Origin of the sequence: Bradyrhizobium ontarionense (assembly GCF_021088345.1) — a bacterium.
Taxonomy (GTDB): Bacteria; Pseudomonadota; Alphaproteobacteria; order Rhizobiales; family Xanthobacteraceae; genus Bradyrhizobium; species Bradyrhizobium ontarionense.
In genome coordinates this window covers 7,931,157-7,956,571 of the sequence record NZ_CP088156.1, presented here as the reverse complement: position 1 = coordinate 7,956,571, position 25,415 = coordinate 7,931,157, and the positions used below count along the sequence as shown (strand labels likewise).

At 65.2% G+C, this 25,415-nt stretch carries 20 protein-coding genes; 12 read left to right on the top strand and 8 right to left on the bottom strand.

Features of this window, described 5'->3' with window-relative positions:
* The first annotated feature begins 2 nt into the window (after positions 1–2).
* The 7 genes from LQG66_RS34970 to LQG66_RS34940 all read left to right on the top strand — a co-directional run bounded on the left by LQG66_RS34970 (position 3) and on the right by LQG66_RS34940 (position 10,399).
* Positions 3–1,076: a branched-chain amino acid ABC transporter permease gene (locus tag LQG66_RS34970; RefSeq protein WP_231320460.1), complete on the top strand. Its 1,074-nt coding sequence runs from the start codon at positions 3–5 to the stop codon at positions 1,074–1,076.
* Positions 1,077–1,129: 53 nt separating this feature from the next.
* Positions 1,130–2,413, top strand: coding sequence for an ABC transporter substrate-binding protein (locus LQG66_RS34965; RefSeq protein WP_231320458.1), 1,284 nt, complete (start codon positions 1,130–1,132; stop codon positions 2,411–2,413).
* Positions 2,414–2,579: 166 nt separating this feature from the next.
* On the top strand, positions 2,580–3,419 hold the full coding sequence (locus LQG66_RS34960) for an ABC transporter ATP-binding protein (protein ID WP_231320456.1): 840 nt from the start codon (positions 2,580–2,582) through the stop codon (positions 3,417–3,419).
* 164 nt (positions 3,420–3,583) lie between these two features.
* Positions 3,584–4,807: a phenylacetate--CoA ligase family protein gene (locus tag LQG66_RS34955; protein ID WP_231320452.1), complete on the top strand. Its 1,224-nt coding sequence runs from the start codon at positions 3,584–3,586 to the stop codon at positions 4,805–4,807.
* A gap of 130 nt (positions 4,808–4,937) precedes the next feature.
* A complete protein-coding gene (locus LQG66_RS34950; protein WP_231320449.1) occupies positions 4,938–6,128 on the top strand; it encodes a CaiB/BaiF CoA transferase family protein in 1,191 nt (396 codons plus the stop codon).
* Positions 6,129–6,295: 167 nt separating this feature from the next.
* The gene (locus tag LQG66_RS34945; protein ID WP_231320447.1) at positions 6,296–6,457 is read left to right on the top strand and encodes a hypothetical protein; all 162 of its coding nucleotides are present in this window, start codon (positions 6,296–6,298) and stop codon (positions 6,455–6,457) included.
* Between the two features lie 597 nt (positions 6,458–7,054).
* Positions 7,055–10,399 carry an autotransporter domain-containing protein gene (locus LQG66_RS34940; RefSeq protein ID WP_425601267.1) on the top strand — a complete coding sequence of 1,115 codons (3,345 nt, stop codon included), beginning with the start codon at positions 7,055–7,057 and terminating at the stop codon, positions 10,397–10,399.
* A gap of 202 nt (positions 10,400–10,601) precedes the next feature.
* Here the strand turns inward: LQG66_RS34940 and LQG66_RS34935 are convergent, their stop codons facing one another.
* From LQG66_RS34935 to LQG66_RS34910, 6 genes are all read right to left on the bottom strand, one after another.
* Positions 10,602–12,122 (bottom strand): tripartite tricarboxylate transporter permease, encoded by a 1,521-nt coding sequence (locus tag LQG66_RS34935; protein ID WP_231320443.1) that lies wholly within the window; start codon positions 12,120–12,122, stop codon positions 10,602–10,604.
* Between the two features lie 120 nt (positions 12,123–12,242).
* On the bottom strand, positions 12,243–12,785 hold the full coding sequence (locus tag LQG66_RS34930; RefSeq protein ID WP_231320440.1) for a tripartite tricarboxylate transporter TctB family protein: 543 nt from the start codon (positions 12,783–12,785) through the stop codon (positions 12,243–12,245).
* A 28-nt stretch (positions 12,786–12,813) separates the two neighbouring features.
* Positions 12,814–13,800, bottom strand: a complete 987-nt coding sequence (locus tag LQG66_RS34925) for a tripartite tricarboxylate transporter substrate binding protein (protein ID WP_231320438.1) — start codon at positions 13,798–13,800, stop codon at positions 12,814–12,816.
* A 132-nt stretch (positions 13,801–13,932) separates the two neighbouring features.
* Positions 13,933–14,730 carry an enoyl-CoA hydratase/isomerase family protein gene (locus tag LQG66_RS34920; protein ID WP_231328064.1) on the bottom strand — a complete coding sequence of 266 codons (798 nt, stop codon included), beginning with the start codon at positions 14,728–14,730 and terminating at the stop codon, positions 13,933–13,935.
* A complete protein-coding gene (locus LQG66_RS34915; RefSeq protein WP_231320436.1) occupies positions 14,730–15,923 on the bottom strand; it encodes a pyridoxal-phosphate-dependent aminotransferase family protein in 1,194 nt (397 codons plus the stop codon). The genes LQG66_RS34920 and LQG66_RS34915 overlap by 1 nt, the downstream gene beginning before the upstream one ends.
* 208 nt (positions 15,924–16,131) lie before the next feature.
* The gene (locus LQG66_RS34910; RefSeq protein WP_231320434.1) at positions 16,132–17,337 is read right to left on the bottom strand and encodes a pyridoxal-phosphate-dependent aminotransferase family protein; all 1,206 of its coding nucleotides are present in this window, start codon (positions 17,335–17,337) and stop codon (positions 16,132–16,134) included.
* Positions 17,338–17,461: 124 nt separating this feature from the next.
* On the opposite strand from LQG66_RS34910, the gene LQG66_RS34905 reads away from it, so the two are divergent.
* The 4 genes from LQG66_RS34905 (at position 17,462) to LQG66_RS34890 (ending at position 22,318) form a co-directional block, all read left to right on the top strand.
* On the top strand, positions 17,462–18,229 hold the full coding sequence (locus LQG66_RS34905; RefSeq protein ID WP_231328063.1) for a GntR family transcriptional regulator: 768 nt from the start codon (positions 17,462–17,464) through the stop codon (positions 18,227–18,229).
* A 117-nt stretch (positions 18,230–18,346) separates the two neighbouring features.
* Positions 18,347–21,301: an FAD-binding and (Fe-S)-binding domain-containing protein gene (locus LQG66_RS34900; protein ID WP_231320432.1), complete on the top strand. Its 2,955-nt coding sequence runs from the start codon at positions 18,347–18,349 to the stop codon at positions 21,299–21,301.
* Positions 21,302–21,390: 89 nt separating this feature from the next.
* A complete protein-coding gene (locus LQG66_RS34895) occupies positions 21,391–21,819 on the top strand; it encodes a GlcG/HbpS family heme-binding protein (protein WP_231320430.1) in 429 nt (142 codons plus the stop codon).
* 136 nt (positions 21,820–21,955) lie between these two features.
* Positions 21,956–22,318, top strand: a complete 363-nt coding sequence (locus LQG66_RS34890) for a VOC family protein (RefSeq protein ID WP_231320422.1) — start codon at positions 21,956–21,958, stop codon at positions 22,316–22,318.
* A gap of 1 nt (position 22,319) precedes the next feature.
* Here the strand turns inward: LQG66_RS34890 and LQG66_RS34885 are convergent, their stop codons facing one another.
* Entirely contained in the window at positions 22,320–23,192 is an 873-nt protein-coding gene (locus LQG66_RS34885) for a GNAT family N-acetyltransferase (protein ID WP_231320408.1), read from the bottom strand.
* Positions 23,193–23,331: 139 nt separating this feature from the next.
* On the opposite strand from LQG66_RS34885, the gene LQG66_RS34880 reads away from it, so the two are divergent.
* Positions 23,332–24,546, top strand: a complete 1,215-nt coding sequence (locus LQG66_RS34880) for a DUF418 domain-containing protein (protein WP_231320406.1) — start codon at positions 23,332–23,334, stop codon at positions 24,544–24,546.
* A gap of 88 nt (positions 24,547–24,634) precedes the next feature.
* Here the strand turns inward: LQG66_RS34880 and LQG66_RS34875 are convergent, their stop codons facing one another.
* The gene (locus tag LQG66_RS34875) at positions 24,635–25,414 is read right to left on the bottom strand and encodes an enoyl-CoA hydratase/isomerase family protein (protein ID WP_231320396.1); all 780 of its coding nucleotides are present in this window, start codon (positions 25,412–25,414) and stop codon (positions 24,635–24,637) included.
* Between the last annotated feature and the right edge of the window lies 1 nt (position 25,415).

The window sequence follows — 25,415 nt, the reverse complement described above, 5'->3', positions numbered from 1 at the left end:
TCATGGTGGCACGTTCAACCATTCCCGCCGGTGACTTCCGCAGTTCTTATGCGGCCGACACCACGATCTTCCCGACCCGGACGAGCCGCAATTTCGCGATTGCCGGCGTGATCCTGCTATGCTTCGCGCCGCTGGTCTTCTCCGAATACTGGCTGTCGGTGTCGATCCAGATCGGCATCTTTGCCATCGCCGCACTGGGGCTGAACATCCTGGTCGGCTTCACCGGTCAGATCTCGATCGGGCATGCCGCCTTCTTCCTGCTCGGCGCTTTCACTTCGGCCTATATCAACAACACCTATGCGATCCCGGTGTTCTTCGCGATCCCGCTCGCGGGCGTGGTCACCGCGCTGGTCGGGCTGATCTTCGGCATTCCGGCGGCACGCCTCAAGGGGCTCTATCTCGTCATTGCGACACTGGCCGCGCAATATATCCTGCTCGACTTCTTCTCCCGCGCGGAATGGTTCTCCGGCGGCTCGGTGCCGGCCTCGGCGAATCCGTTCTCGCTCTTCGGCTACACGCTGCGCGGCGACCGGCAATATTTCTACGTCGTGCTGGCCTATGTCCTGGTCAGCTACATCCTGGTCACCAACCTGATGCGCACCCGCGACGGCCGCGCGCTGGTCGCGATCCGCGACCATTATCTCTCGGCCGAGATCATGGGCATCAACCTCACCAAATACCGTACCCTGTCGTTCGGCCTCGCCGCCTTCTTCGCCGGCATTGCGGGTGCGCTCTATGCGCACTACCAGCTCGTGATCTCCCAGGAGGGTTTCGGCATCGAGCGCTCGATCCTGTTCCTGGCGATGATCATCATCGGCGGCACAGGCTCGATCATGGGCACCCTGATGGGCACGGCCTTCGTGGTGCTACTGCCGGAATCGATGGAGTGGATCAGCCACAACCTGAAGGGCAGCGCGATCGACAGGGCGCTGTCGCTCAACAACAACATCACCTTCCTGCGCGAGATCGCGATCGGCCTGATCATCATCGCCTTCCTGATGTTCGAGCCGGACGGCCTCGCGCATCGCTGGCGCCAGATCAAGACCTACTGGAAGCTCTACCCGTTCTCACATTGAAGCCAACCAAAGGGAACCGGTGATAATCCGGCCCGAACACAGGAGGAAACCACATGACGATTAAATCATTGCTCGGCTCGGCCGCACTGGCGCTGCTGGCAGGCGCATTCGGCTCGTCGGCGCAGGCGCAGATCGCAATCGGCCATCTGCAGGACCTCTCGGGCGGCACGTCCGACGTCGGCACGCCCTATGGCCAGGGCGTCGCGGACACCTTCGCCTGGGTCAACAAGAACGGCGGCATCGGCGGCAAGCAGCTCGCGGTCGACAGCAACGACTACGGCTACCAGGTGCCGCGTGCGATCAACCTCTACAAGAAGTGGTCGGCGCCGGACAACAAGGTCGCGGCGATCATGGGCTGGGGTACCGCCGACACCGAGGCGTTGACCGGCTTCCTCGCCAACGACAAGATCCCGGATCTCTCTGGCTCCTATGCCGCCGCGCTGACTGATCCCGAGGGCACCAGCGGCAAGGCCAAGGCGGCGCCTTACAATTTCTTCTACGGCCCGAGCTACTCGGACGCGTTGCGCGCCGAGCTGACCTGGGCGGCCGAGGACTGGAAGGCCAAGGGCAAGCCCGGCAAGCCGAAATTCGTTCACATGGGCGCCAACCATCCCTACCCCAACGCGCCGAAGGCGGCCGGCGAGGCGCTCGCCACCGAGCTCGGCTTCGAAGTCCTGCCGCCGCTGGTGTTCGCGCTCGCGCCCGGCGACTACAGCGCGCAATGCCTGAGCCTGAAGAGCTCCGGCGCCAACTACGCTTATCTGGGCAACACCGCGGCCTCCAACATCTCGGTGATGAAGGCCTGCAAGAATGCCGGCGTCGACGTGCAATTCCTGTCCAACGTCTGGGGCATGGACGAGAACGCGGCCAAGACCGCCGGCGACGCCGCCGATGGCGTGGTCTTCCCGCTGCGCACGGCTGTGGCCTGGGGCGGCGACGCGCCCGGCATGAAGACAGTGCAGGAGATCTCCAAAATGTCCGATCCCACCGGCAAGGTCTATCGCCCGGTGCATTACGTCGCGGCGGTCTGCTCGTCGCTCTACATGAAAGAAGCGATCGAGTGGGCTGCGAAGAATGGCGGTCCGACCGGAGAAAACGTCGCCAAGGGTTTCCATCAGAAGAAGGACTGGGTGCCGGCCGGCATGGAAGGCGTGTGCAGCCCCTCGACCTGGACCGAGAAGGACCATCGCGGCACGATGAAGGTCGACCTCTATCGCGCCAAGGTCACCGGCCCGACCGATGGCGACCTCAACGACATCATGGCCAAGGGCACGATCAAGCTCGAGAAGGTCAAGACCATCGAGCTGCCGCGCAAGGCGGAATGGGCTGGGTGGTAAGTTGCTGAGCTGCTGCCGAGATGACTCGGCAGCCGCCCCACACACGATCGTCATCCCCCGCGAAAGCGGGGGATCCAGTACGCCGCGGCTTCTCCGTGAAGCATTGGCGTCTCTGGAATACTGGGTCCCCCGCTTTCGCGGGGGACGACAGCGGTGGATAACCACAATGACTGAAACACTCGACATTCCGCGAACCGGTTCAGGCAGCGCGACACCTCCTCCCCTGCTCTCCGTCCGCAACATCGAGGTCGTCTATGACGACGTCATCCTGGTGCTGCGCGGCCTCAGCCTCGATGTGCCCAAAGGCGCCATCGTCGCGCTGCTGGGCGCGAACGGCGCCGGGAAGTCGACGACGCTGAAGGCGATCTCCGGCCTGCTCAAGACCGAGGACGGCGAGGTCACGCGCGGCGAGATCATGTTCGAGGGCGCCCGCATCGACGGCGTCGATCCGGAGAAGATCGTCCGCCGCGGCATCTTCCAGGTGATGGAGGGCCGCCGCATCATCTCCGACATGACCTCGCTGGAAAATCTCAGGCTCGGCGCGTTCACGCGCTCCGACCGCGAGGTCGGCAGCGACATCGAGATGGTGTTCAACTATTTCCCGCGTCTGAAGGAGCGGACAGGCTTGGCCGGCTATCTCTCCGGTGGCGAGCAGCAGATGCTCGCGATCGGGCGGGCGCTGATGGCGCGGCCGAAGATGATCCTGATGGACGAGCCGTCGATGGGCCTGTCGCCGCTGCTCGTCAAGGAAGTGTTCGCGATCATCAAGGAGATCAACCGCGATCTCGGTGTCACCATCCTGCTGGTCGAGCAGAATGCGCGCGCGGCGCTGTCGGTCGCAAGCCACGGCTACATCATGGAACAGGGCAAGGTGGTGCTCGACGGCACCGCGGACAGCTTGCGCGATAATGAGGACGTCAAGGAATTCTACCTTGGCGGCGCCGGCGACCAGCGCAAGAGCTTCAAGAACCTGAAGAGCTTCAAGCGGCGGAAGCGGTGGCTGTGACTTTTTCTTCTTCCTCTCCCCGTTCTTACGGGAAGAGGGTCGGGGTGAGGGGTAATTCCGGGCACGGCGCCCGCTGAGAGCCCCCTCACCCGCATCGCATCTCGCGATGCGATGCGACCTCTCCCCGCAAGCGGGGAGAGGTCGAGCTACACCGGGGACCAAACATGACCACCCATTACGACGCCCTCGAGACCCGTGATCCCGCAGTGCGCGAGCAGGATCTGTTCAGCCGGCTTCCCAACGTGCTGCGCGCGGCGATGACCGCGCCGGCCTACGCCGAGCGGCTCAAGGGCATCGATCCCGGCCAGATCACGACCCGTGCTGCGCTGGCGCAACTGCCCGTGCTGCGCAAATCGGAGCTGCCCGCCCTGCACAAGGCGGCACCGCCGTTCGGCGGCTTCGTCGCGCAGCCACCCGGCGCGTTCTCGCGTCTCTTCACCTCGCCCGGCCCGATCTTCGAACCGGAAGCCGCGCACAACGATCCCTGGCGCGGCGCCCGCGCGCTGTTCGCCTCGGGCCTCCGCAGCGGCGACGTCGTACTCAACACCTTCAGCTATCATCTGACACCCGGCGGCTTCATCTTCGACGCCTCGGCGCGCGCGCTCGGCTGCGCCGTGATCCCGGCCGGGCCCGGCAACACCGAGGCGCAATTCGAGCTGATCGCGGCCTATCGCCCGATCGGCTACAGCGGCACGCCCGACTTCCTGAAGATCCTGCTCGACGCCGCCGCCAGCGCCGGCCGCGACGTCTCGTCGATCAAGCGAGCGCTGGTGTCGGGCGCGGCGTTTCCGCCGTCGCTGCAGGCCGAGATCAAGGCGCGCGGCATCGATGCCTACCAGGCGTTCGGCACCGCCGATCTCGGCATCATCGCCTTTGAGACCTCCGCGCGCGAGGGCATGGTGGTCAACGAGGACCTGATTTTCGAGATCGTCCGCCCCGGCACCGGCGATCCGGTCGCAGAGGGTGATGTCGGCGAAATCGTCGTGACCTCGCTCGATCCTGACCATCCCTGGATCCGGCTCACGCTCGGCGATCTCACCGCTGCCCTGCCCGGCATCAGCGCCTGCGGCCGCACCAACATGCGCATCAAGGGCTGGATGGGGCGCGCCGACCAGACCACCAAGATCAAGGGCATGTTCGTGCGCCCCGAGCAGGTCGCCGAGATCGGCAAGCGCCATCCCGAACTCGGCCGCCTCAGGCTGGTGGTGACCCGCACTGGCGAGACCGATGCGATGACGCTGCAGGCCGAATGCGCCGATACGACCGACAGCCTGCAGGAGGCGTTGGCCATGAGCCTGCGCAACGTCACCAAGCTCGGCGGCAACGTCGAGCTGGTTGCGCCCGGTGCGCTGCCGAACGACGGCAAGGTCATCGCCGACGAGCGCTGACGGGACGCTTTGCGCCTGTGCAGCCCTGCACCGGCGTCATGAGGAGCACCGGTCACACGGCTCCCGCGCAATTGTCGATCCCCCGCGCGTCTCCTATACAGCCATGTCACGTCTAACGGAGTTCGTCCGCATGGCCTTTCCGCGCGCGTCCAAAGCCCTGTCCCGCTTCACCGTGCTCGACCTGACGCGGGTGCGCGCTGGCCCGACATGCGCGCGGCAGTTCGCCGACTGGGGCGCCAACGTCATCAAGATCGACGCGATGATGGAGGATGGCGGGGAGGCTTTGGGCGGCCCGCGCCGCGGTGCCGATTTCCAGAACCTGCATCGCAACAAGCGCGCGATGGCCCTGAACCTGAAGGACCCCAAAGGGGTCGAGGTCTTCATGCGGCTTGCTGAAAAGGCCGACGTCGTGATCGAGAACTACCGGCCTGACGTGAAGACCAAGCTCGGCATCGACTACGAGGCCGTCCGCAAGGTCAATCCGCGCATCGTCTATGGCAGCATCTCCGGCTTTGGCCAGGACGGCCCCTATTCCAAGCGGCCCGGTTTCGACCAGATCGCGCAAGGCATGGGCGGGCTGATGTCGATCACCGGCGCGCCCGGCGAAGGACCGATGCGCGCGGGCATCCCGATCGCCGACCTCTCCGCGGGCCTGTCCTGCGCGATGGGCATCCTCACTGCGCTGCTGGAGCGCGAGGTCTCCGGCGAGGGCCAGTGGGTGCAGACCTCGCTCTTGCAGGCCCAGATCTTCATGCTCGACTTCCAGGCCGCGCGCTGGCTGATGGAGAAGGATGTCGCGCCACAGGCCGGCAACAACCATCCGACCAGCATCCCGACCGGCGTGTTCAAGACCTCCGACGGCTACATCAACATCGCCGCCACCGGCGGCCGCATCTGGGAGCGGCTGTGCCAGACGCTCGGCGCGCCGGAATGGATTGACCATCTGGACTACGCAACCGCGCCGGCACGCTCGAAGAATCGCGACGCGCTCAACGCGGAGATCGACAAGCGCACGGTCGCCAAGTCGAGCGAGCAGTGGGTGACCGAGCTCAACGCGGCCGGCGTGCCCTGCGGGCCGATCTACGCCATCGATCAGATGTTCGAGGATCCGCAGGTCAAACACTTGGGCATGGCGCAGCCGGTACCAAACGAAGACGGCCGCGACATCACGCTGGTCAGCCAGCCCTTCACCTTGTCGCGCACACCGAGCCGGATGGCGGCGCGGCCACCGGAATTTGGCGAGCAGACCGAGGAGATCCTGTCCGAGTTCGGCTTCACCGACGGCGAGATCGCCGATCTCAGGCTGCATCGCGTCGTGTGAGCAGGTGCAATATGACCAAGCTGCGGCATCCCGCCGCTGTGGCCCGAATGTCACCACTTTGGAACTTCAGACTTGGCCGGATTGAGGCCAAGGCAAGACCGCGTTAATCTCTTCTCATCGGTTGATCGCGGACCTCTTGGGCCCGCGCGTGTGAGGAGTAGCCTTCCATGAGCGCGACGGAATTGAACGAGTTTCTGACGGCGATGAATATGGTGCGCGACGTCAACGCGGCCGCGCTCAACCACGGTGGCGCTCTGCCCTTCGACGAGACGATGCTCGACAACGACTCCGACTGGTACCACATGCCGGTGGCGGAGAAGGCCAACTAAGATTGATCTGCCGCGGATTCGCGCGCTCTCTTTCCAACATCGCCTCTGCTCGAAGCCTTCGTTCCGACAAGCCGGACGGAGGCTTTTGCTTTTCAGGGCTGCAGGATGAGTCGAGACGCGAACTGGCGCACATCTGATCCGCCGGCGCGGGAGCGAAAAAAAAGCCCGACGCAAGCGCCGGGCAAGGTGATCGTCTCGGGAGGAAACATCGGGCGCGATGATCATCGATCAGGCGCACCGCACGTGAGCAGCAGATCGACTGCCCATGAAAAAAGCCTACCACTCTCCTGCCTAAAAAGCTGTCATCGCAAAGACACAACCTCAGGGGAAGCGCTGTAGCACTTCGAACAACGGTCCGATTGCCCCTGCGGTTCCAAGTCGTGGGAGTGGCGCCGGTGTCACAGTCCGCCGCCGAATGACGGCAGGTTCCAATTCACCCAAAAAGTCACAATACCCACCAGCGCCGTTTTGCGTGCTCTTCGTCACGACCGGCGTCGCATATCGGCGCCCGGCCTGATGTTCGAGTTTTGCAAAAGGGCTGACGTGCTGACCACAGGCAGAGTCGAATCCAACCGTTCAGCCTCCTCACGGCGCTCAATGCGACTGCGCTGGCTGACGGCGACGACCGCGCTGGTATCGTTGGCTCTGGCGAGCCCCGCCTTGGCGCAGACCAGCAGCGGCGGCGATGGCGGCAACGCAAGTCAAGCTGGAGGCTTTGGCGGAACAAGCTCGGCGACCGGCACGGGCAGTGACGGAACCGCAGGTTCGAATCTCACACAGGGCGGTGGCGGCGGCGGTGCTGGCATTACTGGCGGCAGCGGCGGATCCGATTACTCCGGCGCCTTCCACGGCGGCAATGGCGGCTTGTCGGCAGGGGCCTCCGGATCTCCCGGTCAAAATGGAGGCGGCACATCCAGCGGCGGCGGCGGGGGTGGCGGCGCCCATGGCGCGGTCGCAACCACCGACGGCAGCAATACGGCGACGATCACCGGGGGCAACGGCGGACGCGGCGGCTCGGCCAGCAACAGCTGGGGTGGCGGTGGCGGCGGCGCTGGCGGCTATGGCGTAGTCGTCGATGGCAGCGGCTTGACCTACACCAACACTGGCCTGATCGGCGGTGGGATCGGCGCCCCTGGCGGCGTCGCCAACAACAATGGCCATGGCGGCAATGGCGGCGACGGCGGCTATGGCGTCTATGTCACCGGTCCGAGCGTGCTGACCAATTCCGGCGCCATCACCGGTGGCGCGGGTGGCAACGGCGGCGACGCCCTGAACAGCACCCAGAGTCGCGCCGGTGGCGATGGCGGCAATGGCGGCATCGGAGTCTACTTCACATCCGGCGGCACGCTGATCAATTCCGGTAGCATCACCGGAGGCGCGGCAGGTGTACGCGGACTTGGTCAAACCGGCGCATATGATGGCATCTTCGGCTCGGCCGGTGACGGCGTCCGCGGCGCCAACCTCACCATCGTCAACAGCGGCACGATCTCGGCCGGGACCGACCTCCTGGGCCCCGTCCCCCCCAACGCCATCACTTTCACCGGCGGCAGCAACGTCCTGGAGATCTGGGCGAGCTCAATCATCAACGGCAACGTCGCCGGCACCGGTACCGACACGTTACGGCTCGGCGGCGCGGCCAACGGCACGTTCGATGTCTCGAGCATCGGCGCGTCGGCGCAATACCGGGGTTTCTCGAATGTCGCGAAAACGGGCGCCGGCACATGGACCCTGACCGGCACCACCACGGCGGTGACGCCCTGGGCGATCAACCAGGGCACGCTGGAAGTCTCGTCGGACGCCAACCTGGGCGGCAGCTCCGGTGCTCTCACATTCGGCGGCGGCACGCTGCGCTATCTCGCCGGCTTCAGCTCCAATCGGGACGTGACGCTCAATGCCGGCGGCGGCAGCTTCGACACCAATGGCAACGACGCGACGCTTGGCGGCACCATCAGCGGCACCGGCAGATTCACCAAGCTCGGCGCCGGCACCCTCACTCTGAGCAACACCTCCAACGTCTCCTACTCCGGCGACACCTTCATCAATGCCGGCACCTTGCGGGCAGGCGCGCCAGGCGTGTTGTCGTTTGCCAGCGCCTACACGGTCGCGAGCGGCGCCACGCTCGATCTCAATGGCTTCAGCAGCATGATCGGCTCGCTCGCAGGCAGCGGCAGCGTCCTGCTCGGCGCGGGCTCGCTGACGGCGGGCGGCAACGACGGCAGCACGACCTTCGCCGGCACGATCTCCGGGACCGGCGGGTTCATCAAGACCGGCACCGGCCGGACGACGTTGACCGGCACCAGCAGCTACACCGGCGCGACGATCATCAACGGCGGCGTGCTCGACATCGAAGGTGCGATCACCAACACCTCCGGAGTCTCGGTGAACCCCGGCGGCACGCTGATGGGCGCAGGCCTTGTCGATCCGCCGATGACCGTCAGCATCAATGCCGGCGGCACGCTGGCACCCGGCAACGGCACCGCCGGCTCGTCGATGACCATCGTCGGCAATCTCGCCTTTCAGTCCGGCGCCTACTATCTGGTGCAGCTCGATCCGACGGCAGCCTCGTTCGCGAGCGTCACCGGCTCGGCCACGCTCGGCGGCGCCACCGTGAATGCCGTGTTCGGCACCGGCGGCTATGTCGACAAGCGCTACACGATCCTGACCACCAGCGGCGGCATCTCGGGCAGCTTCGGGTCTGTTGTGAAGACCAACCTGCCCTCCGGCTTCAAGACCAGCCTGAGCTACGACGCCACCAACGTCTATCTCGATTTGATCCTCGCCTTCGCCCTGCCCGGCGGGCTCAACGGCAATCAGAAAGCAGTCGGCTCGACGCTGTCGGCGTTCTTCGATCGCACCGGCGACATTCCGCTCGTGTTCGGCCGGTTGAACCAGGCCGGCCTGACGCAGGCCACCGGCGAGAGCGCCACGGGAGTCCAGCAGACCACCTTCAACGCGATGAGCCAGTTCGCTGGGCTGCTGACCGATCCCTTCGCGCAACGCCAAGGCGGTGGCGGCACGAACGGCTATGCGGACACGACCCGCAAGCGTACCGACGCCTTCGCGATGCTGCCCGACGACAGGCCGGCGGATTTCGCGCAGCGCTGGAACGTCTGGGCGGCGGGCTTCGGCGGCTCGCAATCGACCAGCGGCAATGCAAGTGTGGGTTCGAACGGCACCACCAGCCGCATCGCCGGCACCGCGGTCGGCGCCGACTACCGGCTCGCACCGCAGACCATCGCAGGCTTTGCGCTCGGCGGCAGCGGCACCAGCTTCAGCGTCAACGGTCTCGGCTCGGGCCGCTCCGACCTATTCCAGGCTGGCGCCTATCTGCATTACTATGCAGGTCCGAACTATCTGAGAGCGGCGCTGGCCTATGGCTGGCAGGACGTCACCACGGATCGTACCGTCACCATCTCCGGCACTGACGGGCTGCGCGCGAGCTATCAGGCGAATGCGTGGACCGGCCGGATCGAGGGCGGCACGCGTTTCGTCGCGCCACTCGGCGGCGTGGGCCTGACGCCGTACGCGGCTGCCCAGGTGACGAGCCTGCGCCTGCCCGCCTACGTCGAGCAGGCGACAGTGGGCGCATCGACCTTCGCCTTGAGCTACGCCGGCAAGACCGTCACCGCGACGCGCAGCGAGCTCGGCCTACGCACCGACAAATCCTATGCGCTGGCAGACTGCGCCCTCACCTTGCGCGGCCGTCTCGCCTGGGCGCACGACTTCAATCCCGACCGTTCCGTTTCGGCGACGTTCCAGACGCTGCCCGGCGCGAGCTTCGTCGTCAACGGCGCAGCGCAGGCACGCGACTCCGCGCTGACCGCGACGTCGATCGAGATGAGCTGGCTGAACGGCTGGAGCGCGATGGCAACGTTCGAGAGCGAGATCTCGAACGTGACGCGTTCTTACAGCGGCAAGGGGACCGTGCGTTACGCGTGGTGAGAGCTGGCTCGCGCTCATGTCCCCTGCGGCCGTCCTTCGAGACGCCCGCCTCCGGCGGGCTCCTCAGGACGAGGATTTGATCGCGCGGCAGTATCTCAACCCTCATGGTGAGGAGCGCTGCGCCCCAAACGACAGTAGAACTCGCATACTGCCGAACGCAGCGCGTCTCGAACCATGAGGCCCGGAACGCAGCGGCAGCTCTCTACGCCTCGGCCTTCGCCGCCGGCGGCACGGACTTGCCGAAGCTCGCCACCAGCCGATCGATCAGCGGCCAGAACAGCAGCAGGATCGCCAGCGTCGTGATGGTGCCCACCAGCCCGTTCGCCCAGAACACCTTCATGTTGCCGCCGGAGATGATCATCGACTGCCGGAACGCGTCCTCGGCGCGGCTGCCGAGCACGAGCGCCAGCGTGAACGGCGCCAGCGGAATCTTGATCTTCTTGAAGACATAGCCGACCACGCCGAAGCCGAGCATCAGCCAGACGTCGAACATCGCGTTCTGGATTGCATAGGCGCCGATCGCGCAAGACACGACGATCATCGGCGCCACCGCCGCGAACGGCACCCGCAGGATCGAGGCGAAGATCGGCACGGTGGAGAGCACCAGCACGAGGCCGACGACGTTGCCGAGGTACATCGAGGCAATCAGGCCCCAAACGAAATCCTTGTGCTCCACGAACAACAGCGGGCCGGGATTGAGGCCCCACACCATCAGGCCCCCGAGCAGGATCGCCGCCGTGCCCGAGCCGGGAATGCCGAGCGCCAGCATCGGCAGCAGCGCTGCGGTACCGGACGCGTGTGCGGCGGTCTCAGGGGCAAACACGCCTTCGATGCGCCCCTTGCCGAAGCTGTCCGGGTCCTTCGAGAAGCGCTTGGCGAGATTGTAGCCCATGAAGGAGGCGGCGATCGCGCCGCCCGGGGTGATGCCGAGCCAACAGCCGATCACCGAGGAGCGCAGCAAGGTCATCCAGTATTTGGGCAGGTCCTTCCACACCGCCAGCACGGTGCGCAGCGAGATCGAGGCGGCATGGCCCCGCAAGGCCAGGCGCTCCTCCATCGTCAGCAGGATCTCGCTGATGCCGAACAGGCCGATGACGGCGACCAGGAAGTTGATGCCGCGGAGCAGATCGGTCGAGCCGAAAGTCATCCGCAACTGGCCGGACACGGTGTCCATGCCGACGCCGGCGAGCAGCAGCCCGAGCGACATCGCAACGACAGTCTTATGCTTGTCCTCGCGCCCCAGCCCGACGAACGAGCAGAAGGTGAGCAGATAGACCGCAAAGAATTCAGGCGGGCCGAATTTCAGCGCGAAAGACGAGATCCATGGCGCCAGGAAGGTGATCAGCAACACCGCGACCAGCGAACCGATGAAGGACGAGGTGAAGGCCGCCGTCAGCGCCTCGGCCGCCTTGCCCTGCTGCGCCATCGGATAGCCGTCGAAGGTAGTGGCCACCGACCAGGCCTCGCCGGGAATGTTGAACAGGATGGAGGTGATCGCGCCACCGAACAGCGCGCCCCAGTAGATGCAGGACAGCATGACGATGGCCGAGGTCGGGTCCATCGAGAAAGTCAGCGGCAGCAAAATCGCAACGCCGTTGGGACCGCCCAGCCCCGGCAGCACGCCGACGAAGACGCCGAGCACGAGCCCGACCATCATCAGCGCCAGCGTCTTCCAGGTCAGGAGGACAGCAAACCCGTGCAGCAGGAGACCCAAGGCTTCCATGACTTCATTCCAGCTGTTTCCGTCATTGCAAGCGCATCGAAGCCATCCAGTTCAGGCGACCAGGTCTGGATTGCGTCGTCGCTTCGTTCCTCGCAATGATGGGTGGAGATACCAGTTGCGTCAGTACCCGAACGCCGCTTCGAGCGGCCCCTTCGGCATGATCACGTCGAATACGAGATCGAAGGTCACGAACATCACGGCACTGAACAGGAAGGCCGTGAGCAACGACTTCCACAGCGCGATCTTGCCGACGATACGCATGAAGCCCACGATCAGTAGGAAGCTCGCGACGTAGATGCCGAGAACCTGCATGGCGACACAGAACAGCAGCGTCGGCAGGAACACCGCCATCACCCGGCGCAGCTGCGCGCGCGTCACGAAGGTCTCGACCGCCTCCTTGTTCGACAGGAAAGCGGCACCGATCCCATACAGGCTGGCGCCGCCGAGGATCACCGAGAGATAGAACGGAAAGTAGCCGGGTTCGGGACCGGTCGAGTCCCACGACGCACCGGTCCGCCAATTGTCCCATGCCAGCACCGCTGCGAGCGCGAGCAGCAGCAGCGAGACGGCAACGTCCACGGTGCGGCTATTGGTGACGGCCGGAGAATCCTCCTCCGGCGCGGTCGGATCGTCGACGTCGATTTCGAGTTCAGCGTTTGACATCGATCCTCCGTACCCCGTTGGCCTCGCCTCACTTGGCGACGAAGCCGGCTTCCATCATCAGCTGTTTGTTGAGCGAGCCGTCCTCTTCGAGGAACTGCAGCATGTCCTTGCCGGTGAGGAAGATCGGCTTCAGCGCCTGCTTCTCCATGTAGTCCTTGTATTCCGCCGTCTGCACCAGCTTGCTGAACAGGTCGACGTAGAACTCCTGCTGCTCCTGGGTGACCTTGCCCGGCAGGAACATGCCGCGCAGCATCAGGTACTGCACGTCCAGCCCCTGCTCCTTGCAGGTCGGAATGTCGTTCCAGGACTGCGTCTCCGTGACCTTGGTCGTGTAGGAGATGCGCTCCTTGTCGAACACGCAGAGCGGGCGGACCTGGCCGGCACGCCAGACCTCGAGATTCTCGGAAGGATTGTTGACGTTGGATTCGGTATGGCCGCCGACCAGCTGGGTCGCGGCCTCGCCGCCCGACTTATAGGGCAGATAGGAGAACTTGGCGCCGGACTTCTTCTCGAGGAACACGGTGAGCACGTGATCCTCACGCTTCGACCCGGTGCCGCCCATCTTGAACGGCGAGCTCGATGCCTTGGCGGCCTCGATGAACTCCTTGACGCTCTTCGGCCCGTTGGCATTGTCCCACAGCACGAACTGGTCGAGCGCGATCACCGCGACCGGCGACAGCTCATGCCAGTCGAAGGGCAGCTTGGCCGAGAGCGGCAGCATGTAGATCAGCGAATAGGCGATCAGGACCTTGTTCGCGTCGCCGTCGCTGGATTTCATGTACATCAGCGCTTCGGCCCCGGACGCACCGCCCTTCAGCGACACGACGACCGGCTGCTTCAGCAGGTTGTTCTTCTGAATCGCGGCTTGCATCATCCGCGCCATCTGGTCGGATGCGCCACCGGCGCCCGCGGCCACGACGATCTCGACCGGCTTGGTCGGCTCCCAGCCGGCAAAGGCCGGCGCACTTGCGAAAATGGCCGCCGTCGCGGCCGCGATCTTGATCAGGTTACGCACGTGTTTTCATCCCCGTTCGAAGCGCCTGCTTGCATCCTACCAGGATACTGCTGGCTTATTGTGGTCAGTTCAAGAACACAAGCATGATGCCGCCTCATGACATTGGCATAAGGTCGCAAGCACAGCATCGGACTACTTGCCCTTCCAGTTCGGTGTCCGCTTGTTCAGGAACGCGTCCATGCCCTCGCGGAAATCCTCGCTCATATAGGCCCGCAGGATCAGGTCCTCGCCCTCGTCGCGCGACAGCGTCCGGCGGATGCGGCGCACCGCCTCCTTGGTCACTTCGAGCGTGATCGGCGCATGGCTCGCCACCAGCTTCGCCGTCTCCAGCGCGCGGGTCTGCAAGGCCCCGACATCGGGCACGATCTCGTTGAGGAGGCCAAGCGCGAGCGCCTCGGGCGCCTCGACCAGCCTGGCCTTGAAAATCAGGTCCTTGGTGCGAGCCGGCCCGATCAGGGAAACGACACGCGAGATGTTCGACATCGACAGGCAGTTACCGAGCGTGCGCGCGATCGGAAAGCCGATGCGCGTGGATTCGGTGCCGATGCGGATATCACAGCAGGCAGCGATGCCCGCGCCGCCGCCGGTGCAGGCACCCGCGATGGCTGCAATCACCGGCACGCGGCACAGTTCCAAGGTGCCAAGCACGCGATCGATCCGCGCCTCGTAGTCGAGCGCATCCTGGGCGGTCTTGAAGGCACGGAACTGGGAGATGTCGGTGCCGGAGGCAAACGCCTTGTCGCCCGCCCCAGTGAGGATCAGCGCCTTGATCGACCGGTCGGCGTTGATGGCCTCGCAGATCGAGGCCATCTGGTCGTACATCGCGAACGTCATCGCGTTGCGCGCCTGCGGCCGGTTGAAGGTGATCTTGGCGATGCCGTCGTCGACGGCATAGATGAGATCGTCGGAGCCGGTCACAGGTGCGTTCATCATGCAACCTTCGAAATCGGCGCAGCGTCGCGCGCCTTCAGGACGTCCATCGCCGCAAGCACGCCACCGGCGCGGTGCGGCACGTTAGCGAGCGCAAGGCCCATCTCGACGCCGGCGAGCGTGCCCATCAGCATCAGGTCGTTGAAATGGCCGATATGGCCGATGCGGAACACCTTGCCCTTGATCTTGTTGAGGCCGGTCCCGAGCGACATGTCGAAGTTTTCGAGCACCGTCTTGCGGAACTGATCGGCATCATGGCCGTCGGGCATGACCACGCCCGTCAGCGCCGGCGAATGCGCCTGCGGATCGACGCATTGCGTGTCGAGTCCCCACGCCTTGACCGCAGCGCGCGTGGCTTGGCTGTGGCGGCGATGGCGTGCGAACACGTTCTCGTGCCCCTCCTCCTCCAGCATCTTCAGGGCTTCGTTGAGGCCCATCAGCAGATTGCAGGCCGGCGTGTACGGGAAGGTGCCGAGCTTGTTGAAGGTGATGACCTCCTGCCAGTCCCAGTAGGAGCGCATGCCGGGATTGGCCTTGGCGGCGGCGAGCGCCTTCTCCGAAACCGCGTTGAAGCCGAGGCCCGGCGGCAACATGAGCCCCTTCTGCGAGCCGGCGACGGAGACGTCAACACCCCAGGCGTCGTGCTCATATTCCATCGAGCCGAGGCCGGAGATCGTGTCGACCATCAGCAGAGCGGGATGGCCCGCACGGTCGAGCGCCTTGCGCACCTCGAGCGGCGGCGTGAGGCAGCCGGTCGATGTCTCGTTGTGCACGACGCACACGGCCTTGATCGTGTGCGCCTTGTCGGCCACGAGCCGCTGCTCGATCGCGGCGATATCGGCGCCATGACGCCAGTCGCCCGGGATGAAGTCGACATCGAGCTTGAACTTGTCAGCGATGCCACGCCAGAGCACCGCGAACTGACCGGTCTCAGCCATCAGCACCTTGTCACCGGGGGCAAGCGTGTTGACGATGGCCGCTTCCCACGCGCCGGTGCCGGACGACGGATAGATGATCACCGGCTGCTTGGTGCGGAAAATCCGCTGCGAGGCGGCCAGCACGGCGAAGCCGAGTTCGGCGAACTCAGGACCTCGATGGTCCAGCGTCGGCATATCCATCGCGCGCAAGACGCGGTCGGGCACATTGGTCGGCCCCGGAATCTGAAGAAAATGCCGTCCTGTGTGCACAGTCATTGGCGTCCATCCCCGGTCGTTTGGTTGGTGCGCGGACGTGGCATGCCACGCGCTCGCCGCGCTTTTCTCCCGCCAGACCGCTGGCGTCAATGGCCAAGACGCAGCCGCCGATTGCTTCGGGCTGACATCTCTCAGGTGCACACGGACCCTCCTCTTCTGTGCAGTGCGGCATGACCTGAATGAGTTGGTCGCCGCACGCGATTGTGGCTTATTTCACGACCGAAAGATGCAGCGGGGCGTTGCCGGCGGCCGATGGCTCGAGCATCGCCATCGCGGCATCGACGCCACCGGCGCGATGCGGCACGCCGGCGGCGCGCAGGCCCATCTCGACGCCAGTCAGAGCGGCCATCAAAGTCAGCTCGTTGCATTCGCCGAGATGACCGATGCGGAACACCTTGCCCGCGACCTTGGACAGGCCCGAGCCGAGCGACATGTTGAAGTTGTCCAGCACAACCTGGCGGAACTGATCGGCGTCATGGCCGGGTGGCATCAGCACCGCAGTCAGCACCGGCGAAAAGTCCCTCGGCTCCTGGCACAGCACCTCCAGGCCCCAATGATCGACTGCGGCGCGCGTTGCCGCCGCCAGCCGCTGATGGCGAGCGAACACCTGGTCGAGCCCTTCCTCGAGCAGCATCGCAATCGCTTCACGCAGCCCATAAAGCAGGTTGGTGGCGGGCGTGTAAGGGAAGAAGCCGTTCACGTTGAGCTTCAGCATGTCCTCCCAGTCCCAGAACGAGCGCGGCATCTTGCTGGTCTTGGCGACAGCCAGCGCCCGGTCCGAGATCGCGTTGAATCCAAGACCCGGCGGCAGCATCAAGCCTTTCTGCGAGCAGGACACAGCGACGTCGACCTTCCACTCGTCGAAGCGGAAATCGGCCGAGGCGAGGCCGGAGATCGTATCGACCATCAGCAGCGCCGGATGATCAGCCCGATCCATGGCGGCGCGAACCTCGCCGACGCGGCTGGTCGCCCCCGTCGACGTCTCATTGTGCACGACCATCACGGCCTTGATCTGCTGGGCCGTGTCGGCCGCGAGCCTTTCCTCGATCACGGCCGGGTCGACGCCACGGCGCCAGTCGCCGGGAATGAAGTCGACCTCGATGCCCCAGCGCGCCGCCATCTGGCGCCACAGCGTGGCGAAATGGCCGGTCTCCACCATCAGCACCTTGTCGCCCGGCGACAGCGTGTTGACGATCGCGGCCTCCCACGCCCCAGTACCTGACGACGGGTAGATGATGACCGGGCTCGTGGTCTTGAAGATCGTCTTGGCGCCGTCGAGCACAGCCTTGCCGAGCTCGGCGAACTCGGCGCTGCGGTGATCGATCACCGGCATGTCCATCGCGCGCAACACCCGCTCGGGCACTGGACTTGGCCCCGGAATGTGCAGGAAATGACGGCCTTGATGACGGGTCACAGGCAATTCTCCGAGCGCAGCGGCGTTTAGATACCAAAGATTGCATGCAATTATGAGACTTACAAGAGGATATAGCATGCATTTCATCGGTCGACCGAAAGCGGAACTGCCGTTACAATCCAGCATGACCTCCACGATTTTGGATACCTTGGCTATGCCCGTGACGGAGCCGGGCGAACGTCCTGCCCCGGTGCGCGACGAGACCTCGCTTCATGACGAGATCCTGGCGCGGCTGCGCGACTACATCGTCGAGGGCCACGTCCCGGACGGCGGCCGCCTGTCCGAGCGGCAGCTGTGCGAGATGCTGAAGGTCTCACGCACCCCGCTGCGCGAAGCCTTGAAGGTGCTCGCTGCTGAAGGATTGGTTGAACTGCTACCGAACCGCGGCGCCCGGGTCCGCCCTTTGAGTGCCGCCGACATCCGCGAATTGTTCGACCTGATGGGCGGGCTAGAGGGACTCGCCGGGCGCCTCGCCTGCGAGAAGATTACGGATGAAGATGTCGAAAAAATTCAGCAACTTCATCATGATATGTATGGTTTTTACATGCGCCAGGACATGCAGGGTTATTTCCGCATGAACCAGCTCATCCACCGCGCCATCGTTGATGCCGCCGCCAACGTCACGCTTCACGCGACCTATGAGAGTCTTGCGGGGCGTATCCGCCGGGTGCGCTTCTCGGCCAATTTCGCCCGCAAGCGCGAGCGCTGGAGCGAGGCCATGCGCGAGCATGAGCTGATCCTGGACGCGCTGCGCCGGCGGGCCGGCGGCGAGCTTTCCGATATCCTGTTCCAGCACCTGCGCAACAAGGGTGCGGCCGCGATCGCCTACTTTGCCGAGGCCCAACCCGCAGCCGCGCCACCTAGCGCCGGCAAACCGGCTAAGGTCGAATGAAGCCAGCGACTGGCTTAATTTTGCATGCAATCGGATTGACGCCTTCTTGTAAATGAATGACACCGGCCGAGGCCCGCGAGGGAACGCGGCGGGACCAGAGCCGCCTAGGGATCATCCATGCCGAACGCCAAAGCCGGTCCGTCCAGGCTCGAACAGAAGCTCCGTGCCGAGATCACCGGCGACGTCTTCTTTGATCGCTTCAACCGCGGCCGCTATGCCACCGATGCCTCGTTCTACCAGGTCGTCCCGGCCGGCGTGGTCGTGCCGCGCACGATGGACGAGGCGTTGCGGACGCTCGCCATCGCCCGCGGCGACGGCCGCATCGTCACCCCGCGCGGCGGCGGCACCTCGCAATGCGGCCAGACCGTCAACGAGGGTCTCGTCGTCGACTTCTCCAAGCACCTGAACCGCATCGTCTCGCTCGATGTCGAGAACAAGGCCTGCGTGGTCGAGCCGGGCATCGTGCTTGACGACCTCAACCGCCAGCTCAAGAAACATGGTCTGTGGTTTCCGGTCGACGTCTCCACCGCCTCACGCGCCACGATCGGCGGTATGGCGGGCAATAATTCCTGCGGCGGCCGCTCGCTGCGCTATGGCACCATGCGCGACAACACGATCGCGATCGATGCCGCCCTCGCGGACGGCACGCTGGCACATTTCGGCGAGGTGCCGCGCGATGTCCGCGACATCAACGCGCCGGACAGCGCCCGCACGCTGTTCCGCGACCTGTTGGCGCTCGGTGAGCGCGAGGCCGCCGAGATCGCCGACAAGTTTCCGAAGGTGCAGCGCCGCGTCGGTGGCTACAATCTCGATGCGCTCACTCCGCGCAACGCTGCCAACAACCTGGCCCATCTGCTGGTCGGCTCGGAGGGCACGCTGGCTTTCTCGACCCGGATCGAGCTCAAGCTGTGGCCGCTGATCGGCACCAAGGCGCTTGGCGTCTGCCATTTCGGCAGCTTCTACGAGGCGATGGATGCGGCCCAGCACCTCGTCAAGTTGAAGCCGATCGCGGTCGAACTGGTCGATCGCACCATGATCGGGCTCGGACGCGACATCGCCATGTTCCAGCCGGTGATCGCGGCGGCCGTGCGCGGCGATCCCGATGCGATCCTGGTGGTGGAGTTCGCCGAGGAGACGCGCGAGGAGAACCTCGCCAAGCTGAAGCAGCTCGCCGAGCTGATGGGCGATCTCGGCTTCGCCTGGAATCATGAGCCGCGCAAATGGGGCGGCGTGGTCGAGATCACCGACCCCGCCCTGCAGACCGCAGTCGCTGACTTCCGCGCCGCCGGCCTCAACGTCATGATGTCGATGAAGGAAGCCGGCAAGCCGGTGTCCTTCGTCGAGGACTGCGCCGTGCCGCTGCCGCATCTCGCCGACTATACCGCACGTCTCAACGAGGTCTTCGCCAGGCACGGCACCCGCGGCACGATGTATGCGCACGCCTCCGAAGGCTGCCTGCACGTCCGCCCGGTGCTGAACCTGAAGCTGGAGAAGGACGTCAAGGCGATGCGCGCCATCGCCGAGGAAGCCTTCGCCATGGTGCGCGAGTACAAGGGCTCGCATTCCGGCGAGCACGGTGACGGCATCGTGCGCTCGGAATTTCATACGCAGATGTTCGGCAGCCGGATCGTCGCCGACTTCAAGGAGGTGAAGCAGCGCTTCGATCCCGGCAATGTGCTCAACCCCGGCCGCATCGTCGATCCACCCAAGATGGACGACCGTTCGCTGTTCCGCTACCCGCCGGACTACCGCGTCGAGGATCTCAAGACCGTGCTCGACTGGTCGGCCTATCCGGGCGCCGCCGGCGGATTTCAGGGCGCCGTCGAGATGTGCAACAACAACGGCGCCTGCCGCAAGCTCGACGGCGGCGTGATGTGCCCGTCCTATCGCGCCACCCGCGACGAGAAGGACGTCACGCGAGGCCGCGCCAATACGCTACGGCTTGCGATCTCCGGCCAGCTAGGCCCCGGTGCGCTGTCATCCGACGAGATGATGGAGACCTTGAAGCTGTGCGTCTCCTGCAAGGCCTGCCGCCGCGAGTGCCCTGTTGGTGTCGACATGGCCAAGATGAAGATCGAGGTGCTTGCGGCACGGGCGAGGACACACGGCCTCACCTTGCGCGATCGGCTCGTGGCCTATCTGCCACGCTACGCCGACCTCGCCGCACGCTTCGCGCCGCTCGTGAACCTGCGCAACCAAAGCGGCGTGCTGCGCGCGCTCATGGAGCGGACCGCCGGCATCAGCGCGCGTCGCAAGCTGCCGGCGTTCCGCAGCGACACCTTCCGCGTCGATGCCGAGGCCTTCGGCCCCGAGAACGGCCGTGAGGTCGTGCTGTTCGGCGACACCTTCAACCGCGTCTATGAACGCGAAAATCTCGATGCCGCGTTGCGCGTGCTCGTCGCCGGCGGCTATCGCGTCCATGTACCGAAACCGGTCGACGGCGGCCGGCCACTGTGCTGCGGCCGCACCTTCCTCTCCGCCGGCCTCGTCGACGAGGCCAAGTCGGAGCTGCAGCGCCTGGTCGAGACCTACGCGCCGTTCGCAGCACGCGGCGTCCCGATCATCGGGCTGGAGCCGAGCTGCCTGCTGACGCTGCGCGACGAGCTGTTGTCATTGCGCAGCGACACCGCAGCGAAGACGATCAGCGCGCACGCGCTGCTGCTGGAGGAATTTCTCGCGCGTGAGGCCGAAGCCGGCCGCCTCGCTTTGCCGCTCGGGCCCCTTCCCGGCAAGGCACTGCTGCACGGCCATTGTCATCAGAAGTCCTTCGCAGCCTTCAAGCCGGTCGAGCAGCTGCTGCGACTGATTCCGGAGCTCGAGGTCCAGACCATCGAATCCTCCTGCTGCGGCATGGCCGGCGCCTTCGGCTATGGCGCCGAGACCTACGAGGTCTCGCTACAGATGGCGGAAGCGTCGCTGCTGCCGGCCGTGCGCGAGGCCGACGCCTCCACCTTCATCGTTGCCGACGGGACATCCTGCCGGCACCAGATCCAGGACGGTGCCGATCGCGGCGCCGTCCACGCCGCGCAGCTCCTGGCGATGAGCCTGGATCGCGCACAAGCGCGTTCGTAGTTCGTAAGGGTGGGCAGGCGAAGCGTGCCCACCACGCTTTGCCTACCCTGCACACCTAAGCTACTTCACCACCAAAAAAGGACACCGACATGGCCGACCTCACGCTCGACACCGCCCGCAAGATCCTCGACGCCACGCTCGCCAAAGGCGTCGAGAACAAGCTGAAGCCGCTCGCTGTCATGGTGCTCGATGCCCGCGGCTGCCTGAAGGCCGCCGCCGCTCAGGACGGCACCAGCCTGATGCGGGCCGAGGTCGCGCATGGCAAGGCCTATGGCGCGCTCGCGCTCGGCCTTGGCTCGCGGGCGCTGTTCCAGCGCGCCCAGGAGCAGGCCTACTTCGTCGACGCCGTGAACACGTTGGCGCAAGGTCGCATGGTGCCGGTGCCCGGCGGCGTCCTGATCCTGGACGGCACCACCCTGCTCGGCGCGGTCGGCGTCTCCGGCGATACCTCCGACAATGACGAGATCTGCGCGATCGCCGGCATCGAGGCCGCCGGCCTCAAGGCCAATCCGGGCTGATGCGCAATTGCGATTCCATGCGCCCGGCCTGGTCGGAGCGCATGGATGGCTGGGCCTCTTGATGCGTGCTCTTGCGCCACACCGGTGATCTGCGCTTCCCTGCGGCGCGGCGTTCAGTCCGGTCCGGAGGGCCTCCATGACCATCGAGAGCATCAGCGCGATCACGCTCGCCACCCACGACATGGCCCGCGCCGTCGCCTTCTATCGCGCACTCGGCTTCGACGACATCCCCTATGGCGGCGCTGACGCGGCGTTCACCACCTTCCGCGTCGGCGCTGGCTATCTCAACCTGATCGCCACGCCCCGGGACAAGCAGTGGAGCTGGTGGGGGCGCATCATCTTCCACGTCGCCGATGTCGACGCGGTCTACTCAAAGGCGCTGTCAGCCGGCTTCTCACCCTCGACGACGCCGCGCGATGCCGAATGGGGCGAGCGCTATTTTCACCTCACCGATCCTGACGGCCACGAGCTGAGCTTCGCGCGACCGCTGGGCAAGTGAGCTAACCGAGCTCGAAGGTGGTGACGCCGAACACGCGTTCGATCCGGAGCGGCGGGATCGGTCCCGTATACATCCGCGCCGTCTCGAACACGGGTTTGAGACCAAGACCTTCTGCGAGCGCCACCGCGTCCGGGTTGATCGCGGGCACGTCAAGAAAAACCTCGACGTCGCCCACCGCGGTCAACAGGGTCGACGCGACGGCCTCAGCATCAGCGCGGCTCTCGGCCACCAGCGGGCCGATCTTGTAGCCGGTTCGGCACGGACGGATCACGCCCCAGGCGGAAAGCGCACCGTTGCGGATGAGCGCCCGGCCGACGTGTTCGGGCGTGCCGATCCAAGCCTGCAGGAACGCGCGGCGCGGCGCCGGGAACACGGCCGCATCGGAAGCTTCGATGTCTGCCAAAGGCACATCGGCCAAAGCCACGATATTGGCCTGCGCTGCCGACGATGGCTCAACCGCGAGCCGGCCACCATAGCGGATATTGGCATAGGCGAAGCTGAAGCCGGACCTCCGGTAGTTGTCCTGCTGCGCGACGACGCCGTCGAGCCCGACGATACGTGGCCCCGCATGAGCCATCGCCGCCTGCCAAAGGCGCAGGCCGTAGCCATGCCCACGCAAATCGGGGCGTACGATGTAGAAGCCGAGAAAGGCGAAGCGGTCGTCATAGTCGACGCAAGAGACGGTAGCGACCGGCACGCCGTCGCGCTCGGCAACGAGAAAGCCCTGGGGATCAACCACAGCAAAACAAGCCGCATCGGACAGGCCGGGATTCCAACCTTCGGCCGCCGCCCAGTCAAGGATCAGCGGAATCTCCTCGGGGCTCATGGGCCGGATGGTGAGACCGTCGGTTGCAGCCGTGCCGGAAGACGTCATGCTCCTATCCTAAATCCATCAGCGCTGCCGTGCACTAACAACAACGCCTTGACTGGAGCTGTCTCGACTGCTCCACATTCAGGCGCGGCACCGATCTGGCCCAGTGCGCCGGTGACGCGTCGTAGCGGCCGAGGTCGATTTGAGGGCTCCTGCAGATACCAACAACGCGCACGGTCCGCCACTCCCTGTCGCGGCCATAGACCGTCTCTTCAGCATCGACATCCTGCGTGGCCTCGCGCTGTTCGGTGTCATGGCCATCAACGTCGTGTTCGAATTCCGGGTTTCGATCTTCCGGCAATTTCTGCCGGCGCTGAGAACGCAAGAGGCCGAAACGACTTTCTTCGCCGGATCCCTATCGCCGGATATGGTCGCGTTGTTGTGGGCCGTCATGGCCGACTCGCCATTCAATCGTACCATTGAAGATATCCTCGAGCGCGCCATCGCGATGAAGGCCTTCGCGCTGTTTTCGCTGCTGTTCGGCGTCGGCCTGGCGATGCAGTTCGACCGGATCATCCCGCACCGTCGTACGATCCTATTGCTGCGACGCCTGCTGGTCCTGCTCGCGATCGGCCTCCTGCACCTGACGCTGTTGTGGAATGGCGACATCCTGACCGAATATGCGCTGGCCGGGCTGAGCGTGCTGCCGTTTCTGTTTGCGCCCGCCTGGCTCATCGGAGCAGGCAGTTTCGCATTCCTCGGGCTCTATTTCAGCGGCTGGCTGATGCAACTGATGCCCCTGCCCGGGAAGGCCTGGATGCTGCCACATGTGGCCGACGCCAACCATGTCTACGCGACCGGGAGCTTCGCCCAGGTGCTGGCTTTCCGCCTCGCCGAGATTGGTGCGATCGCGCCGCTGCATCTGTGGATCTTTCCACGTACGCTCGGCCTGTTCCTGCTCGGGATCCTGATCTGGCGCTGCGGCGTGCTGCGACATGCACGAGATCATCGCACGGAATTCGTGCTGACTGCGCTCGCGGCGCTCGTCATGACCATCGACGCCGGCCCCACGCTTGTGACGGTCACCTTGGCACTCGCCTATGGTGCGCTGATCCTGGCGGTCGCGAACACGGCACTCGGTCTTCGTCTGCTGGGCTGGGCTGCTCCGGTCGGCCGCATGGCCTTTACCAACTACCTCATGCAATCCGCGATCTTCAGCCTCGTGTTCTACGGCTATGGTTTCGGCCTGTTCGGCAGGCTCAGCGTCGCGCCGGCACTTGCGATCGGCATGGTCGTCTATGCCCTGCAGGCGATCGCGAGCCGCTGGTGGCTGGCGTACTTTCGCTTCGGTCCGGTCGAATGGCTGTGGCGCAGCCTGATGTATGGAAGACGACAACCCATGCGGATCGCCTCGTAATCGTCGGCTGAAAAAATTGGATCGCCCTGCGGCACCTGTCAGCGGGCCTGCGCGTTCGCACCGATCGTTCGATCGCAAGACGAACGCGCTACTTCCCCGGCCAGACCGGCTTGCGCTTCTCGGCGAAGGCCTTCAGGCCTTCCTTGGCATCCTCGGTCATCGCCAGCAGCGCGATCTGGCTCTCGAGATAGGCGATGGCCTCGTCGAACGACATCGACGCGATCGCGCGCATGGCATATTTGCCGCGCCGGATCGCGGTCGGCGACTTGTCGACGATCCGACCGATCAGCCAGTCGATCTTGGCGTCGAGCTCGGCGGCCGGTACGACGTAGTTGAGCAGGCCTGCAGCCTGGGCGATCTTGGCGTCGAAAGGCTCACCGGTCAACGCCCATTCACTGACGAGCCGCGGCGGCGCGATACTCTGCAGCAGGCTCAGCACCTGCATCGGGAACACGCCGACCTTGACCTCCGGCAGGCCGAAGATCACGTGGTCGGCCGCAACCGCCATGTCTGTCATGCACAGAAGACCCATGCCGCCGGCCATGCAGACGCCACCGACACGCGCGATCGCGGGCTTGGTCGCATTCTGCGACAGCCTCAGTAGATCGGCATAGTCGACATTGGGCCGCGAGAAATCCATCGCGAAGGCTGCGCCGGAGTTCTGCAGGTCGGCACCCGCGCAGAACGCCTTGTCGCCCGCTCCCGTCAGCACGATCACGCGCACCTCCGCATCGTCATGCGCCTGGCGGTAGCCGCGCGCGATTCCGGCGATGACATCGCCGTTCAGCGCGTTGCGCTTCTCAGGACGGTTGATGGTGATCCAGAGGGCTTGCCCGCGCTTGTCGAGAATCACGCTGTCGTCGGTCATC